This is a genomic window from Streptomyces flavofungini (assembly GCF_041028215.1).
GTDB lineage: Bacteria > Actinomycetota > Actinomycetes > Streptomycetales > Streptomycetaceae > Streptomyces > Streptomyces flavofungini_B.
Window position 1 is genome coordinate 1 of sequence record NZ_JASKYR010000094.1, and the last position, 15,560, is coordinate 15,560.

Genomic DNA, 15,560 nt, shown 5'->3' on the forward strand with positions numbered 1-15,560 from the left:
GGTTGGAGCGGCCGGGGGCAGCGGTACGCCCCGCTCCGGATCGTACGGCCGGACGGCGCAGCCCTGGTGGGCGGACACGGGGGTTCGCCCACCGGTGTCCTCGGCGGGCGGGGGGCGCCAGACCGTGGCCCCGGGCCCCGCCCTCACCCTACGAACCCTTTGGCGCCGCTCCTTGCGCCTTCGGGGGGAACCGGGAGGGACGCGGTGGTACTACGGTGCCGTGGACGCTCATCCGGAAGGACGACATGGGTCACGCAGCGTGAGGGCGGCCACGAGCTCCAGGAGTGACCGGACCTGGTGGTCCGCCGCCTCCGCCACCCTCGGGTCGTCCGCCCACAGGTGACCCCACGGGCCACGGCGGAGATGGGCCGCGCGCAGGCCCGCCGCCCGAGCGGGCAGCGTGTCGTTCGCCGGATGGTCACCGACGTACAGGATCTCTCCCGCCGGAACGCCGGCCTCGTCGACGAGCCGCTCGAAGAACGCCGGGTCGGGCTTGGCGACCCCCCACTCCCCGGAGGTGGCGACGAGGTCCGCGGGCAGGTCGAGGGCGCGCAGCAGGTCGGCCGCCTTCGTGGTCCGGTTGCCCGCGACGACGACACGGAAACCGGCCTCGCGCAGTGCGGTGAGGGCGGGCCGTACGTCTTCGTACACGTCGCTCTCGTCGAGGTACTCGCCACGGCCCGCGGCCTCGCGGGCCCGGTACTCGGCGTCGACGTCGATGTGCGGCCAGATCAGGCGCAGCGCTTCGGCGTTGTCCTGGCCCCGGGCCACGACGGCGCCGACGAGCGCCGAGACGGTGTGGCGCGGGGCGCCCAGCCAGTCCGCCCACGATGCCCAGAAACGGTCGTCCCGGACGAGGGTCTCTCCTACGTCGAATGCGATGGTGCGGATCATCCGGCGACCATAGTGCGCTCGGCCGCACGCGGGGAGCAGCCGCTCCCTTCGGGGCCGGGGCTTCCCCCGAGCGGGGCGAGTGGGGACATGGCCGGATCGCGTGTCCTCGCCGTGCCCCGGGCAGGGGGAGGATGCCCACGCCACGGGATCGCACACGCCCACCCCCCCCATCGGCACGGTGCGGGGAGGAAGCCGACATGAGTGTGCTGACCACCGGACTTACCGAGAGGTTCGGTGTCCGGTACCCGTTCGTCTGCGCCGGGATGGCCTTCGCGGCCGGTACGTCCGAGCTCGCGGTGGCCGTCTGCGGCGCGGGAGGCATCGGTGCCGTGGGAGCGGGGCTCATGCCCCCGGACACCCTCCGGCAGGTCATTCACGAGATCCGGAAGGGGACGGGCGGTACTCCGTTCCACGTCAACCTCATCACCTACTTCGACACCACTGAGCACGTCCGCGTCTGTGCAGAGGAGCGGGTGCCCATCGTCTCCTTCCACTGGGGCCGTCCACCGGCCGATCAGCTCGGGCAGTTGCGCGACGCGGGGTGTCGGTGTGGGAGCGGGCCGCCTCCGCGGAGGCGGCCCTGCGGGCGGTCGAGGACGGCGTGGAGGTCGTGGTCGCGCAAGGGTGGGAGGCCGGGGGACACAACTACGGAGGGTTGCCCGCCATGGTGGGCGTGCCCGCGGTGGTGGACGCCGTGGAGGGCCGGGCACTGGTCCTCGCGGCGGGCGGGATCACCGACGGGCGTCAGGCCGCGGCGGCTCTGTGCCCGGGCGCCGACGGCGTGTGGGTGGGGACCCTTCTGGTCGCTTCACAGGAGGCGCACGTCCATCCCGAGCACCAGCGCCGCCTGATCGCCGCGCAGGGACAGGACACCGTCGTCGTCCTCCCCACCTCTCAGGCCACCCCCCACCTGGTGCGACGGGTCGGGATGAAGGTCACCATGACCGTCGGCCCGCTTCTGCTGAGCGCCGGACTGTTCGTCATCTCCCGGCTCGACGTCGGCTCCGGTTACCTGCCGTTCCTCGGCGGACTCATCCTGGCGGGCTTCGGCCTGGGGCTGTCCGGAGCCGTTGGCGCCTCTGCCATCACCGGCTCACTCGGCCGCGGCCAGCAGGGAGTCGCCTCCGCGATGAACGACACCACACGCGAGGTCGGCTCGGCCGTCGGTATCGCCCTCATGGGCTCGATCTACGGCAGCCACTACCGCTCCCACCTGCCTGACTCTCTCGACCGGCTCCCCGCCCAAGCCGCCGGGGCCGCACGGGACTCCGCCGCGGCGGGCCTGCACGTCGCCGATCAACTCGGGACCCGGGGTGCGGCCCTGGCAGACGACGTCAGGTCCGCGTTCATGGACGGCCTGTCCGCCTCGCTCATCGCCGTCAGCATCATCGTCCTCGCCGCCGCGATCGGGTGCCTGTTCCGCGCACCGAAGACACCGCCGACATCCGATTGAGTGAGGGAGGGCCCCAGTCCGTCCCCTCATCCTTCAGGTCACTGCGCTGGCGGGAACGGCATCGGCAGGGCAGGCCCCGCCGGTCAGCCCAGCGTCGCGCTCGCCGCGCGCAGCTCGTCCAGGGCCGCGAGGACGTGTCCGGCGAGCTCGTCCTTGCCGTCGCGGTCGCCCTCGGTCCACGCGGCGAAGCCGCGCTTGAAGGCGAGGACGCCGAGTTCGCTCGCGAGGGCCGCGGTCGGGTCGGGCAGACCGCGGGCGACCAGGGAGGCCGTCATCGCGGCGGCGAGGCTGACGGTCTTGAGGGCGTCGCGCTCCCGCAGCTCGGCGCTCGCGGCGACGGCGGCCTTCAGGCGCGGGGCGAGCTCGCGGTTCACGGGGCCCATCGCGCTCGACGCGCGTTCGAGACCGGCGGCGACCGCCTCCAGCGGGGTGGCGTCGCCGGGGGCCTCGGCGATTCCCTCGGTCAGCAGTCGGCTCAGCGTCTCCTGCCCGGCCACCAGCAGCTCGCGCTTGTCGGGGAAGTGCCGGAAGAAGGTGCTCTTGGTGACCCCGGCGCGCTCGGCGATCTGCGCGACCGTCGTGGCGTCGTACCCCTGCTCGGTGAACAGGTCGACAGCGGCCACGACGAGGCGTTCGCGTGAACCCGGTTCCCATCTGCCCATGGGGCCAGCATATGCGATGGGACTCTTGTCCCGTCACCTGCTAGCGTGTGACGGGACAAGAGTCCCATCACTTGGGAGGGTTCCCATGCGTGTCTTCGTCACCGGCGCCACCGGTCTGATCGGGTCCACCGTCGTCGCCGAACTGCTCGGCAACGGCCACACCGTCCTCGCCCTCGCCCGCTCCGACGCGTCCGCGCGCGCCGCCGAGACGGCCGGGGCCGAGCCACTCCGGGGAAGCCTCGCCGATCTGGACGTCCTCCGGGCCGGTGTCGCTCAAGCCGACGGCGTCGTCCACCTGGCGTTCGGCAACGACTTCAGCAGCCCCGAGGCCCTCGCGCGGAACGTCGCGGAGGAGAGCGCCGCCCTCACGGCCCTCGGCGAGGAGCTCATCGGCAGCGACCGCCCCTTCGTGACCGTATCGGGCACACCCCAGGCCGAGGGCCGTCCCTCCACCGAGGCCGACCCGGTGCCGACCGACGGACCGGTCGGCGGTCGTGGCCGCGCCGTCACGGCGGTCCTGGACCTCGCCTCGCGCGGAGTGCGCAGTACGGCCGTACGCCTGCCGCGCACGGTCCACAACCAGGGCACCGGCGGCTTCGCGGGCCTGCTGACCGACACCGCACGCCGGACCGGTGTCTCCGGCTACCCCGGGGACGGCACACAGCGCTGGCCCGCCGTCCACGCGCTCGACGCGGCGGTCCTCTTCCGGCTCGCCCTGGAGCGGGCGGAAGGCGGCAGCGTCTGGCACGCCGTGGCCGACGAGGGCGACCAGGTGCGGGACATCGCCGCGGTCATCGGCCGACGGCTCGGACTGCCGGTCGAGTCCGTGCCGACGCAGTCGTACGGCCCGCTCGGCCCGATCTTCGCGAGCGACCAGCCCTCGTCCAGCGCCCACACCCGCCAGACCCTCGGCTGGGAGCCGAAGCACCCCGGCCTCCTGGAGGACCTGGAGAACATCCGGCCCTGACAGGCGGGCCACCCGGCGACCCGGCCACCGGCAGACCCGTCTCGGCGTACCTAGACTGGCTCGGCTTGGCGGGGGACATGACACGGGGGACGGAGACACGGAGATGGGCAGCGGACCGGAGGGAGCCAGGGAGCACGGGTCTGCCCTGATCGCCGCGGTGGAGAGGAGGGACACCGACCTGGTGAAGATCCTTCTCAACGAGGGGGGCCGACTCGCGGAGTTGGATGTCGCCTTCGGCATGGCGGTACGGGCGTACGCCGGAGACATCGCGCAACTGCTGCTCCAGCACGGGGCCGACGCCGGTGCGAGTCGGCCCGGAGAACTCCTCACCTTGCGCGAGGCGGTCGACTCGGGGTCGCCCGCGCTGGTCGAGGCGCTCCTGGAGCACAGCATCCGCGGCCGCTGCCCCAGGCCCGAACTCATGGAAGTGTGTGACCTCGCGCGGGACTGGCACGAGGCGGGGGCCGAGGCCGAACTGCGACGCCGCACCCGCTGCCACGACGGCCTCGTCCGCAGCCAGGTCCAGGACGACGAGTACCACAGCGTCAACGAGTTCACCCTCGGCGGCACTTCCGTACAGGACGGGCACGCGGCGATCCTCACGCACCTGGAGCAACTGCTCGGCATCCGCGCCCCCTTCGAGGAAGTGATGGCCCGCGCGGTGCAGCACGACCAGCACCACAGCGCGTGGGGGCACGCGACCATCCTGCTGGCCAGCCGCCGCGATCAGCGGACCTGGGAGGCCGCCGAGGCCCTGCGCACCCACGCGGAGCCGTCCCGCCGACTGTTCGGCGCCACAGTGCTCCGCCTGACCCACCTCTTCGACGGCAGCGACGAGGACGCGTTCGCCGCCCCTGCCCTGGACCTGTTCACCGAATGGTCGGCCAGGGAAGAGGACACCGCCGTGCTCACCGAGGTGCTGGTCGCGCTCGGCGAACTCGTCGACCCGCGCGCCGAAGCCGCCCTCCTGCCCTACGCCGAGCACCCCGAGGCCGGAATCCGGCGGGCGGTGGCGAACGGGCTGGGCTTCCCGGCGGAGCCGCCCGCCGTGCGTGCGGGCGCCCGTGCGGCACTGCTGGAGCTGATGACGGACACGGACGCCGACGTACGAGAGGCCGCCTGCCGCAGGATCGCCGAGGGCGGGGACCACGATCCCGTCTTCGCCCACGCCATGGCCGCCCTGCTGGACGACGCGGACCGCCGAGTCCAGGTGGTCGCCGTCTACGGGCTCGCACTGCACGACGGCGAACGCTGCGTGGCAGCGGCACGCCGACTGCCACCGGCCCCGCCCGGCACGCCCCACGAGTACGAACTCGACGCGGTATGGCGGTACGAGTGGCGCCGCGACGGCCGCTGACACCGCCCTTGATCTTGGTGCGGCTCGCGGGCGTCAAGCCCAGGCAGGTGTACGGAGGGTGAGATAGGAGGCGATCAGGGAGGTGACGGCTTCGGGGCGCTCCAGGGGAACCAAGTGGTCGCTGTCGGGGATCGTCACGAAGTCGCTTCCGGCGATGCTGGAAGCGAAGCGGCGCTGCTCTTCGGCGGTACTGACCGTGTCGTGTTCACCGGTGAAGACCAGCGTGGGCACGCCCTTCAGGCCGCCGGTCAGCGGGGGCCTGCGGTAGAGCGCATCTTCGAGCACCGACTTGCCGTTGGGGGTGCGGGTGGCATGGAGCAGCGCCCGCCGGTAACAGCTGTAGGCCAGGTCGCGGCGGTGGACGTACCGGCTTCGGTCGCGGCAGAGCGACAGCTCGGCCACCAGCGTGGCGAAACCCTGCGGGTCTCCGGTGTCGTACAGGACGCCGGCCTCACGGCACCGGGCGAGCTGGTCCTCGGTGATGCGGGCGGGCACACCCCCCAGGACCAGGCGGGCGACGCGGTCGGGGCGGAGCTGGGCATAACGGAACGCGATGGTCGAGCCGTACGAGTAGCCATAGAGGTTGACGCGAGGCACACCCAGATCCGTGATGATGTTGTCCAGGGCCATGGACAGGACATTGCTGTCGTGCTCGCGCCGCAACGGATCGGAAGCGCCCGCGCCCGGCAGATCCGCGGTCACCAGGCTGGTCACCGGGGTGACCGCGTCCTCCAGGTCCGGCCAGTGCAGCATCCCCTGGAAGATCCCTCCCAGGGCGACCAGGGGTTCCGTCCGCGGCGCCTCATGCCGCACCAACCGGTAGGCGTACGAAAGCCCGCTCACCCGCAAGGCGCGGACCGACACTTCCAGCATGTGATTCCTTAACTCGGCGGCGGACGGCGAGGCTTACGAGGTGCTGGCCCGCACCGCACGGTCAACGTCGGGACACGTGCTCAACGGGGACGCACACCTCTGGTGACGCCCCGGGTCACCCGTTCGGCCGTGGCCCGACGGGGGTCGGGCGCCACTTTCCTCCGCGCTCGGCGTTGCTCCGGTCACAGAATCATCGAGCCGGGCCGAGCCAGGGCCGAGTCGGCCGAGCCACACCGCATCAGGGAGCACGCAGCAGATGGACACCGCAGTTCACATCATCAGCCAGCTCAGCAGGATGTCCCGGCTGCCCGCGGACGCGCTGGGCCCGGAGGTGCCGCTGCACCGCGTGCACATCGACTCGCTGGCCCTGGAGGAGCTGCGGCTGGTTCTTGAGGACGCCCTGCGCGTCGACCTGGACGAGGTGCACCTGACCTCGCGCGACACGGTGGGCCACCTGGTCGCCGTCGTGTGCGCCGTCGTGTGCGAGAAGACGACGGCCGCGGCATGACGAGGTCCGCGGGCCAAGGTGCGGTCGCGGTGACGGGACTCGGCATGGTGACCGCCGCGGGCAACGACACCAAGGCGGCGTGGCACGAGATCACCTCGGCGACCACACCCTCCGGCGTGCACAGGCCTGAGGTGTTGCGGGACCTGCCCTGCGACTTCATGTACACGGTGCGGAGCCTGGACGCAGAAGGAGCTCTGGGCCGGACCGCGCAGCACATGGACCGCTTCGCCCAACTGGCGGTGATCGCGGCCCGGGAGGCGGTGGCCGACGCGGGGCTCGACCCGCGCACATGGCACGGGGCGCGTGTCGCCGTCCTGGTCGGAACAGCCCACGGCGGCCTCAACTTCTACGATGAACAGCAAGCCGTCCTCACCGAGCGCGGGGCCCGCCGGGTGCTGCCGAAAGTCGCGCCGCTGAGCGTCAACAACGCCGCCGCCAGCAACATCTGCCGGGATCTGAACGCACGCGGACCAAGCCTGGCCGTCAGCACGGCCTGCGCCTCGGGCACCAACGCCATCGGCACCGCCATGGACCTGCTGCGCGCCGGACGCTGCGACATCGCCGTGGCCGGGGGAGCGGAGGCGCTGCGCTCACGGCTGATGTTCGCCAGCACCTGCCGGATGCGGGCGATGTCCACCCGTACAGAGGACCCGGCAGCCGCCTGCCGCCCCTTCGACGCCGACCGCGACGGGTTCGTCGTCGGCGAAGGCGCCGGACTGCTGGTGCTTGAGCGCGCCGAGCACGCGCGAGCCCGAGGGGCCGCCGTCCGGGCCTGGCTCGCCGGGTACGGGGCCTCCAACGACGCCTTCTCCTCCGTCGCCCCCGACGAAGAGGGAGAAGGCATCGAGCTGGCGCTGCGCGCGGCACTGGCCGATGCCGACGTCGGGCACGGCGACATCGGCCACATCAATGCCCACGGCACTTCCACCCTCATCAACGACCTGGTCGAGAGCGCCGCCCTGCACCGTGTCTTCGGCGACAGCCCGCTGGTGACCTCGACCAAGGCCATGACCGGGCACGCACTGGGGGCCTCCGGAGGCATCGAGGCCGCCTTGACGGTGCTCACCCTGCAACACCAGTTGATCCCGCCGACGGTCAACCTGCGGCGACAGGACCCGCGGGTACCCGTCGAGGTGGTGGCAGGCGCGGCCAGGCCCGCGCGCCTGGACTGCGCCGCGACGTCGTCGCTCGGCTTCGGCGGGCACAACGCCGTGCTCGTTCTGGCCCGCGCCTGACCCCACCGCCGAGGCCGATCAGCCGTGGACCACGTTTGTACGTGGGGAGCTCGGGCATGCGGGATCACAGACCGCTCACCAAGGCGACGAAGGGACTGAGCATGAGTGCCGGAGAGAAGGCCAAGGCGAAGGCGGAGCAGGTCGCGGGGAAGGTCGTGAAGAAGGGCGCGCACGCGCTCGGAGACGACAAGACCGCGGCCAAGGGTGCGGCCCTGGAGACTCGCGGCAAGGCCCGCGAGGGCAAGGAGAAGGGCAAGGACACCTTCAAAGGCTGAGACCGCCCGCCGCCCATGGCGGTAGGCGTCTTCCGCGACGACGCCGCATGCCCCGCTCCGCGTAACGCGCGGAGCGGGGCATGCGGCGTTCGTCCGCGGTGGCCCCAGCCGGTCCAGGTCCTCAGCGGTGATGCGCGGGGGCGGGGCGACTACTCGGGGCCGTCCCCGTCCACCAAGGCCCGCCAAGGCGTCCACGCCTGACCAAGGCCCGGCCGCAGCCTGGCCCACTGGTTCCCATCGGTGCCCTGGGCGCTGATCTGGGTCTCCAGGTCGGTGCCCCGGTTGGTGTAGGCGTGGACGGCCTCCACCCTGCTGCGCACGTTGCCGCCGAGCGAGGCCCATGAGCTCCACTTGCCACCCGTGGTCCAGCGCGTCCACACCGCGTAGTCGGAACCGACCACGAACTGCTCCTTCTCGCCCCGGAGGAGTTGGTGGTTCGTGATCCCGTACTCACAGATGTAGACGCCGCCGCCCTCCGTCGTACAGGTGCTGGCCTGGGCCGGTGCGACGGCCACGGCGAGGCCCGCCACGACTCCCGCCGCCACGATCGCGGCCTTGACACGCTTCATTCCCAGCACCCTGTCTCCCTTTGTGCGATGTCACGTGAGCACGGCTCGCGCCATGCTGTTCCGCCGACCGGTCGGCGGAACGCACCGAACTCTCCAGTACCTGGCTGATGTTCCGCTCACGTTTCACTGTCGCCGACGCTCGCGCCCGCAGACGGTGACGGGGAGACGGGTAGCCCTACACGCGGCCTCCCGCACCCAGCGCCTTCGTGCCCCGGACCGTGTCCCACCTGCGTCCCAGACGAGTTGGGCCGCGGTGACGCCCATGTCGTGGCTGTCCCGGACAAGCTGGGACAGCTCGAACGCTTGAGAAGTCGTCCGTGGAATCGGCAATCTCGATTCACGCCGCCAGGACCGGACAAAGGCAACGACGGTCTGTCGCACGTATGCCATTCGTTGACGTTCCTGGCGAGCAGACGGCGGCCTCAATCGGGGTCGCTCAGATCGGAGATGAAGAAGGGAAAAACATGCGCACCCTCTCTGCGGCCGGCGACAAGCTGGTTGCGCTGCTCGCGCCTCAGGCATCGGCTTCCGCCGCGTGCCCGGTCATCGACTCCTGGTGCGACGGCGGCTGTCCGTTCTGGTGGTGGCGGCGCAAGTACGCCCGTCAGTGCCCCGGAAGCCCCGTCACCTACAGCTACAGCGCCTGCGGTTCCGGCAACTGCTGACTCGTCTGTCGCCGCGTGTTCCGCCCCTGGCTCAGGGGCGGAACACGCGGCACCACTTGAGGAGCAGTTTCGATGGATCACATATTTCTTACGGCTCGCTTTCTCATCGGCATAGTTTTTGCCGTGTCGCTGACAGCGAAATTCCGCGCTGGCGGATGGGGCACCTTCTTGGAGTCGATCGAGGGCTTGGCTCCTCGTCTGCCGGCCCGGGCAACGGCTGTGGTGGTCGCTCTCGTCGAGGCGGGTGCGATCGCCACGCTTGTCATCCCCGATGCGGCGGCGTACGGACTGATGGCCGCCGCCCTGCTTCTGGTGTCCTTCACCATCGCGTTGCTCAGGGCCATCCGGCGCAGGAGTTCGGTCTCCTGCGGGTGCTTCGGCACGTCAGAGACGCCGGTCGGCAAGCTGCACGTCGCGCGCAATGTCCTGCTCACCGCCGGAGCGTGCGCCGGAATCGCTGCCTCCGTACAGCCTGCGGCGGGCGCGCCGGGCTGGCAGGGCAGCATCACCGCGGCTGCCGTGGGATCGGTGGCAGCGGTGATGGCGGTTCTGACCGATGAGATGGCGGACCTGTTCCGGACCAGGTCCTAGCGGAAAGGGAAAACCATGCCTTACGTCGTCACCTTGCTCGTTCTGCTCGGCGCCCTGTGTATCTTCAATCTCGTTCTGAGTCTGGGCATCCTCCGACGGATTCGGGAGGGCGCCGAAGGGGCGAGCCAGGAACTCACACCGCAGGTGATGCGGGCCGACGGAGAGAAAGTCACTGCCTTTCGGGCCGCCACCACGGACGGTGCGGAGCTTTCCGAGAGCTTGCTGGCCGAAGGGCCCACTCTTGTCGCCGCGTTCGCGCAGGGCTGCCCCGAGTGTGAAGAGGGGATTCCCCTGTTCGCCGAGTACGCCGCTTCCTTCCCGGGCGGGAGAAGCCGGGTGATCGCGGTGCTCATCGGAGACCCCGCCGCACTGCAAGGCAAAGCAGAGGTGCTTGAGCCGGTGGCCCAGGTCGTCGTGGAGGGAAAGAACGGGCCCCTCGGCTCGGCGCTGGGAGTGCGCGGCTATCCCGCATTCGGCATCATCGACGACCGGGCCACGGTGAAGACCTCCGGCATTCGCCTGGAGTACCTCACCAGCACCCCGCTCGGTGCCTGAAGCATGCGAGCGTTGAAGAAGGTTTCTCACGCCGTACGCCTGTGCTGGACCGCGAGTCCCTGGCTCACCGTCCTGGCTGTCGTACTGACCCTGGGATTCTCGGGCGTGCCCCTGCTCGCGGCGTGGCTGACCAAGATGCTCCTGGACTCGGTGGGTGATGCCCGGACACCGACCCCGACCATCGTGGGCATCGGGTTGGGCCTGGCGGGCGCTGGGCTCATCGCCAGTCTGGTGCCGCGGTGGATCCTGTTCGCCCACCGGGAGAGCGAACGCCGTGTCGGGCAGTTGGCCCAGGACCGCCTCTTCGCCGTGACCGAGCGCTTCGTCGGCATGGCGCACTTCGAGCAGCCGGAGTTCCTGGACCGGCTGCGGCTGGCCCTGCAGGCCGGTGGCTCCGCGCCCGGAGCCGTCGTCACCGGCTGCCTGTCCGTCGCGGGATCCCTGGTCACCATGGTCGGCTTCCTGGGCTCCATGCTCGTTCTGTCGCCCTGGATGCCCCTGCTGGTGATGACGTCGGGTGCCTCGGCCCTCGCCACGGAAACCTGGCTCGCCAAACGCCGGGCGGGGATGTTCTGGCGCATCGGCCCGCTGCAACGCCGTGAGCTCTTCTACCGGGAGCTGCTCACCGACGTGCAGGCGGCCAAGGAGGTACGCCTCTTCGGCGCAGGGGCCTTCTTCCGGCGCCGCATGACCAACGAGCGCGCCGCGGCCAACAAGGAGCAGTCGGCCCTCGACCGGCGCGAGCTGTACCTGCAGACCGGAGCAGGCCTGGTGACGGCCGCCGTCACCGGGACCGCACTGCTGTGGGCCACCTTCGCGGCGGTCTCCGGCCGCATCACCCTCGGCGACGTCTCCCTGCTCATCGCCGCTGTGGGCGGAGTGCAGGCCGCGATGGTCACCCTCGCCCGTGATACCGCCGTCACCCACCAGCAGATGCTCCTCTTCCAGCACTATATGGACGTCATCACCACGCAACCCGACCTTCCGGTGGCGGCGAAACCGATGCCGCTGCCGCCGCTGCGCACCGGCATCGAGCTGCGGGACGTCTGGTTCCGCTATGCCCCCGAACACCCGTGGATCCTGCGCGGCATCAACCTGACCATCCCGGTGGGGACAGCGGTGGGCGTCGTCGGCGGCAACGGGGTCGGCAAGAGCACGCTGATCAAGCTCCTGTGCCGCATGTACGACCCCCAGCGGGGACAGATCCTCTGGGACGGCGTCGACCTGCGGGACGTGGACCCGGCAGAGTTGCGGCGCAGGATCGGCGCCGTCTTCCAGGACTACATGCAGTACGAGCTCACAGCGCGCGAGAACGTCGGCCTGGGCAACCTCGAACTGCGTCATGACATGGAGGAGGTGACCGCGGCGGCGGCCAAGGCCGGTGCGCACACATTCGTGTCCGGACTGCCGCGGGGCTACGAAACGCTCCTTTCCCGCAGCTTCCTCGACGATGACGATGACGATGACGAGAGCGAGCCGCGGAGGAGCCGCGGCGTAACGCTCTCAGGCGGTCAGTGGCAGCGGCTGTCGCTGGCACGCGCCTATCTGAGGCAGCACTGTGACCTGCTGATCCTGGACGAACCGAGTTCAGGACTGGATGCCCAGGCGGAGCACGCGATCCACCAGGGACTGACGGAGCATCGCTCGGGGCGCACCAGCCTGCTGGTCTCCCACCGTCTCGGCGCGATCAGAGAAGCCCATCTCCTTGTGGTCATCGAGGACGGGCGGATCACCGAACAAGGCACACACGTACAACTGATGGCGCAGGCGGGCACCTACGCACGCATGTTCTCCACTCAGGCCGCCGGGTATGTGAACCCTCCGCAGGAGGTGGCCTGACCATGCGCTGGACTGCGATCGTCGTGTTGTCGCTGGCGGCCGGACTCGTGTGGCGGATCCGCCGTACCAACCTACGGGTGACCGTCGTCGGCAGCAGCATGGAACCGGGGCTGCCGCATGGCACACAGGTCTTCACCAAGCGTGTGCCGCCACAGCAGCTGGCCAGTGGCGACATCGTCGTCCTCCCCGAGCCCGGAAGCGGACAGCTCATCATCAAGCGGATCGCCGCTGTCGGCGGTGAACCGGCCCCCGAGCCCATGGACGGTGATCCCCGAGTGCCCCGCGACATGGTGGTCCTGCTGGGAGACAACCCGTCACACAGTCACGACTCCCGCCACTTCGGCTATGTCCCGGCCAGACACATTCGCGGCCGCGTGGTGCGTGTCGCGTGAGGTGGGGGAGAGCCGGTCACGCTCTGTCGGGGTCGAAGGAGAACAGCTGGCCTTCTCCGTCAGCGGCGCACGCCAGCTGCCGTGCTTCGCCCCCACGCATCCCGAGGCAGAGGCCGGTGTGCGCCGGACGTACCCGGTAGCCCTTCACCGGGCTGCCGAACGGCTCGATGCGAAAGGCCTCGGCGGAACCTCGCTTACCGCACTCCTGGTCCTGGAGGGCAGCCCCGGCTGCCGTTCCGCCGTCCCATATGCCGGAGCAGCCGTCACCGTAGTCGCGGTGGTCGGTTGCCAGCCGCCAGGTGGAGTCGGTGAGCCGTCGTAGGCCGAACCGGACGACGGTGGACTCGGTACACCCCTCTCCATAGACCCGGCCGCTGCGGCTGTCCGGCCTCTCATCCAGGCAGAGCCCGGACGTGAGCGCCCGTATCCGCACCGGTCCGGCCGCAGGTGCCACCGGCGGCCGCACGGCGGCATCATCCACCCCACCCCGGGACGAGAACCGCACGAAGGCCAGGGTCCCAGCCACGACCAGCGCCAGGGTCACGGCAAGGGTCGGCAGGAGGCGTGTCCGTCGCCGAAGCCGTCGGCGACGGGGCACCTTCGCTCGTAGGACCGGCGCGATGGCGGTAGGACTCCCGGCATCGGACGAAGAACGGGCCGGGGACGCGCTTTCAGTCGCCCGCCGCCTCCCGGGCGCCATTAACTCCTTGCGCGCCAGGAGCCAATCGGCTGCTGCATCCGGACCGCAGCCGCACGCCCTGACATAGGCCAGGAGCAGCTCTTCGCGCGGCAGGCTCGACCGTCCCAGCATGTTGGCGATGGTGCTGCGAGGCAGTATGTCGCCCACCGAGTCGGCCCGGACGGACAGCTCTCGATAGGACAGGTCGGACCGTGCTTTGAGGTGTCTGAGCAGATCGAGGAACTCCGCTGTGGTCTGTGCCTGAAGCGGGTTCGGCGCCCCGTGGCCGTCTGCGCATGACTCCATACCGCTTTCCCTCCTGGCCTGGATTCGGACGAGCGGACCCCAGCGGCCGCTTTCGGTACAGCCACTGTGGCCGCTGGGGTTTGCACAGACCTGGAGGAAACCTTGAATGTGCTGGTGGCAGCCCATGATCACGTCATGTCAGCCGCGGTGTCCGGCACACCCGGCACGGTCAGCCGATGGCTGTCGTGCTTAGTGCGGGTCGTAATTGCCGTCCGTGGTCGCGTCCTTCGGGGTGGAGGACACCTGGAAACCGTCCGGGGTGAACTGGTCCGGGTGGAACTGGGCGCAGCCGCCCGGGCACCTCTCGCTCCGTTCGCCCGCCTGGGCGACCGCGACCGGTCCGGCCAGCAGCGCCACGGCGAGGCCCCCTGCAGTGAGCAGGCCTGCTGTCCGACGAGACATCGGCTTCATGTGCGCACCTTCCTTACAGGATACGTGTCGTGCGATCACCACACCGTGGCACGCGACGCATGGCGGAAGCGAGCCTTTCGGCCCCGAGTCCCCGCGAACGTGACGCGCCCTGCCGCGCCGACCGCGCACGGCTGATCCAGCCTCCTCACACCGGGCCCGACGTATCCGGTCTGCGGGTGGCCATCGTGTAGGCGTGCAAGGTGACCGCCACACCGCCCTCACCGGAGACCCAGTAGGGCTCGGAAGGGCCGGTGGCGTTCAAGTGGGCCGCGATCGCGTATGCCAGCGTCGTCACGGTGTGAGCGTCCGCGGAGTGAATGACGATGCGGGCAAGGCCCGGCTCCGTCAGGTGCAGGTTGCTGGGGTTCATGGAGGCGTGGACGTGGCGTCCGACCGTGCCGGTTCGGCGAAGTGGGACGGTTCACCCGCTTTGGTGATCTCCGCGCGCGACACACGTATTCCGCGGCGAAGAGGGCACCGACCCGGCGCGGGTCTCACGTCACGCACGTGGAGAGGCTCGCCCAAGCGGCTGCGGTGCCAGGGGAAACCCGGAACGCACGCCCCACCCACCTATCCTGTCCCTCATGAACCGTTGGGAAGAACTGACCGGTGGGGCGTCCGGAGAGGACTACGCCGCCCGGTTCGCCGCGCTGGCCGAAAGCGGCAAGGACACGCACGGTGAGGCGAGCCTGTGTGCCGCGCTGGTGCCCGCCGGGGCGCGGGTGCTGGACGCGGGGTGTGGCACCGGCCGGGTCATGATCCGCCTCGCCGAACTCGGGTACGACTGCGTCGGGGTCGACTTCGATGCCTCCATGCTGGCCGTGGCGCGCAAACAGGCGCCGGAGCTGCCGTGGCTCCAGGCCGACCTGGCCACCCTCGATGCGGCGACCTTCGATGCGGCGAACCTCGATGCGGCCACCCTCCCCGGTGGCCCCGCCTTCGACCTCGTCGTCGCCGCGGGCAACATCTTCCAGCTCCTCGCCAGGGGCACGGAGGCCGAGGTGGTCAGCCGCTTGACGGCGGTTCTGCGCCCGGGTGGTCTCCTGATCGCGGGCTTCGGTCTGGACGAAGCACATCTGCCGGTGCGGCCCGCCATCACCCTGGCCGACTACGACACGTACTGCGCCGCGGCCGGTCTCACCCTCACCGACCGCTTCGCGACGTGGGACGCCCACCCCTACGCGGGCGGCGGGTACGCCGTCAGCGTGCACCGGGCCGACGGTGAGCAACGGACACCCCTCGACTGAGGCTGTCGGGCTGTCGGGCTGTCGGACCGGAGATTGCTCGGGCGGTGGGGGGTGGGGGAGCTGGGCACCGCCGAGCAAGGGG

19 protein-coding genes and 2 pseudogenes are annotated in these 15,560 nt (G+C 70.6%); 13 read left to right on the forward strand and 8 right to left on the reverse strand.

What is annotated here, in order from left to right; genetic code table 11:
* Positions 1-228: 228 nt before the first annotated feature.
* A complete protein-coding gene (locus tag AB8Z36_RS09430; protein ID WP_369212766.1) occupies positions 229-894 on the reverse strand; it encodes an HAD family hydrolase in 666 nt (221 codons plus the stop codon).
* Positions 895-1,157: 263 nt separating this feature from the next.
* Between AB8Z36_RS09430 and AB8Z36_RS09435 the strand changes: the two are divergent.
* Positions 1,158-1,262, forward strand: a pseudogene (locus tag AB8Z36_RS09435) (NAD(P)H-dependent flavin oxidoreductase); the annotation flags it as partial.
* A gap of 173 nt (positions 1,263-1,435) precedes the next feature.
* Complete coding sequence (locus AB8Z36_RS09440; RefSeq protein WP_369212767.1) at positions 1,436-2,347, forward strand: nitronate monooxygenase; 912 nt, start codon at positions 1,436-1,438, stop codon at positions 2,345-2,347.
* 83 nt (positions 2,348-2,430) lie between these two features.
* On the opposite strand, the gene AB8Z36_RS09445 is transcribed toward AB8Z36_RS09440, so the two are convergent.
* On the reverse strand, positions 2,431-3,009 hold the full coding sequence (locus AB8Z36_RS09445; RefSeq protein WP_369212768.1) for a TetR/AcrR family transcriptional regulator: 579 nt from the start codon (positions 3,007-3,009) through the stop codon (positions 2,431-2,433).
* An 85-nt stretch (positions 3,010-3,094) separates the two neighbouring features.
* On the opposite strand from AB8Z36_RS09445, the gene AB8Z36_RS09450 reads away from it, so the two are divergent.
* Positions 3,095-3,976: an SDR family oxidoreductase gene (locus tag AB8Z36_RS09450; RefSeq protein WP_369212769.1), complete on the forward strand. Its 882-nt coding sequence runs from the start codon at positions 3,095-3,097 to the stop codon at positions 3,974-3,976.
* A gap of 103 nt (positions 3,977-4,079) precedes the next feature.
* A complete protein-coding gene (locus AB8Z36_RS09455) occupies positions 4,080-5,333 on the forward strand; it encodes a HEAT repeat domain-containing protein (RefSeq protein WP_369212770.1) in 1,254 nt (417 codons plus the stop codon).
* Between the two features lie 33 nt (positions 5,334-5,366).
* On the opposite strand, the gene AB8Z36_RS09460 is transcribed toward AB8Z36_RS09455, so the two are convergent.
* Positions 5,367-6,206: an alpha/beta fold hydrolase gene (locus tag AB8Z36_RS09460; protein WP_369212771.1), complete on the reverse strand. Its 840-nt coding sequence runs from the start codon at positions 6,204-6,206 to the stop codon at positions 5,367-5,369.
* Positions 6,207-6,501: 295 nt separating this feature from the next.
* On the opposite strand from AB8Z36_RS09460, the gene AB8Z36_RS09465 reads away from it, so the two are divergent.
* From AB8Z36_RS09465 to AB8Z36_RS09475, 3 genes are read left to right on the forward strand one after another with little or no spacing between them, the layout of a single operon-like run.
* Positions 6,502-6,714 (forward strand): hypothetical protein, encoded by a 213-nt coding sequence (locus tag AB8Z36_RS09465; RefSeq protein ID WP_440581884.1) that lies wholly within the window; start codon positions 6,502-6,504, stop codon positions 6,712-6,714.
* Entirely contained in the window at positions 6,711-7,949 is a 1,239-nt protein-coding gene (locus AB8Z36_RS09470) for a beta-ketoacyl-[acyl-carrier-protein] synthase family protein (RefSeq protein ID WP_369212773.1), read from the forward strand. Before AB8Z36_RS09465 ends, AB8Z36_RS09470 begins: the two co-directional genes overlap by 4 nt.
* Before the next feature lie 56 nt (positions 7,950-8,005).
* Positions 8,006-8,224, forward strand: coding sequence for a hypothetical protein (locus AB8Z36_RS09475; RefSeq protein WP_369212784.1), 219 nt, complete (start codon positions 8,006-8,008; stop codon positions 8,222-8,224).
* A 149-nt stretch (positions 8,225-8,373) separates the two neighbouring features.
* On the opposite strand, the gene AB8Z36_RS09480 is transcribed toward AB8Z36_RS09475, so the two are convergent.
* Positions 8,374-8,793 (reverse strand): hypothetical protein, encoded by a 420-nt coding sequence (locus AB8Z36_RS09480; RefSeq protein ID WP_369212774.1) that lies wholly within the window; start codon positions 8,791-8,793, stop codon positions 8,374-8,376.
* A 464-nt stretch (positions 8,794-9,257) separates the two neighbouring features.
* On the opposite strand from AB8Z36_RS09480, the gene AB8Z36_RS09485 reads away from it, so the two are divergent.
* From AB8Z36_RS09485 to AB8Z36_RS09505, 5 genes are all read left to right on the forward strand, one after another.
* On the forward strand, positions 9,258-9,458 hold the full coding sequence (locus AB8Z36_RS09485; protein ID WP_369212775.1) for a hypothetical protein: 201 nt from the start codon (positions 9,258-9,260) through the stop codon (positions 9,456-9,458).
* 72 nt (positions 9,459-9,530) lie between these two features.
* Positions 9,531-10,049, forward strand: coding sequence for a MauE/DoxX family redox-associated membrane protein (locus tag AB8Z36_RS09490; RefSeq protein ID WP_369212776.1), 519 nt, complete (start codon positions 9,531-9,533; stop codon positions 10,047-10,049).
* A gap of 15 nt (positions 10,050-10,064) precedes the next feature.
* The gene (locus AB8Z36_RS09495) at positions 10,065-10,604 is read left to right on the forward strand and encodes a TlpA family protein disulfide reductase (protein WP_369212777.1); all 540 of its coding nucleotides are present in this window, start codon (positions 10,065-10,067) and stop codon (positions 10,602-10,604) included.
* Between the two features lie 12 nt (positions 10,605-10,616).
* On the forward strand, positions 10,617-12,443 hold the full coding sequence (locus AB8Z36_RS09500) for an ABC transporter ATP-binding protein (RefSeq protein ID WP_369212778.1): 1,827 nt from the start codon (positions 10,617-10,619) through the stop codon (positions 12,441-12,443).
* Positions 12,444-12,445: 2 nt separating this feature from the next.
* On the forward strand, positions 12,446-12,835 hold the full coding sequence (locus tag AB8Z36_RS09505; RefSeq protein WP_369212779.1) for a S26 family signal peptidase: 390 nt from the start codon (positions 12,446-12,448) through the stop codon (positions 12,833-12,835).
* A 16-nt stretch (positions 12,836-12,851) separates the two neighbouring features.
* Here AB8Z36_RS09505 and AB8Z36_RS09510 read toward each other — a convergent pair whose 3' ends face one another.
* The 4 genes and pseudogenes from AB8Z36_RS09510 to AB8Z36_RS09520 all read right to left on the reverse strand — a co-directional run bounded on the left by AB8Z36_RS09510 (position 12,852) and on the right by AB8Z36_RS09520 (position 14,526).
* On the reverse strand, positions 12,852-13,379 hold the full coding sequence (locus AB8Z36_RS09510; protein WP_369212780.1) for an RICIN domain-containing protein: 528 nt from the start codon (positions 13,377-13,379) through the stop codon (positions 12,852-12,854).
* A 192-nt stretch (positions 13,380-13,571) separates the two neighbouring features.
* A pseudogene (locus AB8Z36_RS42270) lies at positions 13,572-13,946 on the reverse strand (helix-turn-helix domain-containing protein); the annotation flags it as partial.
* A gap of 63 nt (positions 13,947-14,009) precedes the next feature.
* Positions 14,010-14,231 (reverse strand): hypothetical protein, encoded by a 222-nt coding sequence (locus tag AB8Z36_RS09515; RefSeq protein WP_369212781.1) that lies wholly within the window; start codon positions 14,229-14,231, stop codon positions 14,010-14,012.
* A 145-nt stretch (positions 14,232-14,376) separates the two neighbouring features.
* Entirely contained in the window at positions 14,377-14,526 is a 150-nt protein-coding gene (locus AB8Z36_RS09520) for a hypothetical protein (protein WP_369212782.1), read from the reverse strand.
* Positions 14,527-14,815: 289 nt separating this feature from the next.
* Between AB8Z36_RS09520 and AB8Z36_RS09525 the strand changes: the two genes are divergently transcribed.
* Positions 14,816-15,478, forward strand: a complete 663-nt coding sequence (locus AB8Z36_RS09525) for a class I SAM-dependent methyltransferase (protein ID WP_369212783.1) — start codon at positions 14,816-14,818, stop codon at positions 15,476-15,478.
* Positions 15,479-15,560: the final 82 nt, after the last annotated feature.

What these genes read in the sequence shown, in the direction of transcription:
- AB8Z36_RS09475 (WP_369212784.1), top strand. Translation starts at nt 8,006, where the DNA reads ATGCGGGATCACAGACCGCTCACCAAGGCGACGAAGGGACTGAGCATG.
- AB8Z36_RS09480 (WP_369212774.1), bottom strand. Translation starts at nt 8,793, where the DNA reads ATGAAGCGTGTCAAGGCCGCGATCGTGGCGGCGGGAGTCGTGGCGGGC.
- AB8Z36_RS09515 (WP_369212781.1), bottom strand. Translation starts at nt 14,231, where the DNA reads ATGAAGCCGATGTCTCGTCGGACAGCAGGCCTGCTCACTGCAGGGGGC.
- AB8Z36_RS09450 (WP_369212769.1), top strand. Translation starts at nt 3,095, where the DNA reads ATGCGTGTCTTCGTCACCGGCGCCACCGGTCTGATCGGGTCCACCGTC.
- AB8Z36_RS09455 (WP_369212770.1), top strand. Translation starts at nt 4,080, where the DNA reads ATGGGCAGCGGACCGGAGGGAGCCAGGGAGCACGGGTCTGCCCTGATC.
- AB8Z36_RS09430 (WP_369212766.1), bottom strand. Translation starts at nt 894, where the DNA reads ATGATCCGCACCATCGCATTCGACGTAGGAGAGACCCTCGTCCGGGAC.
- AB8Z36_RS09445 (WP_369212768.1), bottom strand. Translation starts at nt 3,009, where the DNA reads ATGGGCAGATGGGAACCGGGTTCACGCGAACGCCTCGTCGTGGCCGCT.
- AB8Z36_RS09470 (WP_369212773.1), top strand. Translation starts at nt 6,711, where the DNA reads ATGACGAGGTCCGCGGGCCAAGGTGCGGTCGCGGTGACGGGACTCGGC.
- AB8Z36_RS09495 (WP_369212777.1), top strand. Translation starts at nt 10,065, where the DNA reads ATGCCTTACGTCGTCACCTTGCTCGTTCTGCTCGGCGCCCTGTGTATC.
- AB8Z36_RS09465 (WP_440581884.1), top strand. Translation starts at nt 6,502, where the DNA reads ATGTCCCGGCTGCCCGCGGACGCGCTGGGCCCGGAGGTGCCGCTGCAC.
- AB8Z36_RS09525 (WP_369212783.1), top strand. Translation starts at nt 14,816, where the DNA reads ATGAACCGTTGGGAAGAACTGACCGGTGGGGCGTCCGGAGAGGACTAC.
- AB8Z36_RS09485 (WP_369212775.1), top strand. Translation starts at nt 9,258, where the DNA reads ATGCGCACCCTCTCTGCGGCCGGCGACAAGCTGGTTGCGCTGCTCGCG.
- AB8Z36_RS09490 (WP_369212776.1), top strand. Translation starts at nt 9,531, where the DNA reads ATGGATCACATATTTCTTACGGCTCGCTTTCTCATCGGCATAGTTTTT.
- AB8Z36_RS09505 (WP_369212779.1), top strand. Translation starts at nt 12,446, where the DNA reads ATGCGCTGGACTGCGATCGTCGTGTTGTCGCTGGCGGCCGGACTCGTG.
- AB8Z36_RS09460 (WP_369212771.1), bottom strand. Translation starts at nt 6,206, where the DNA reads ATGCTGGAAGTGTCGGTCCGCGCCTTGCGGGTGAGCGGGCTTTCGTAC.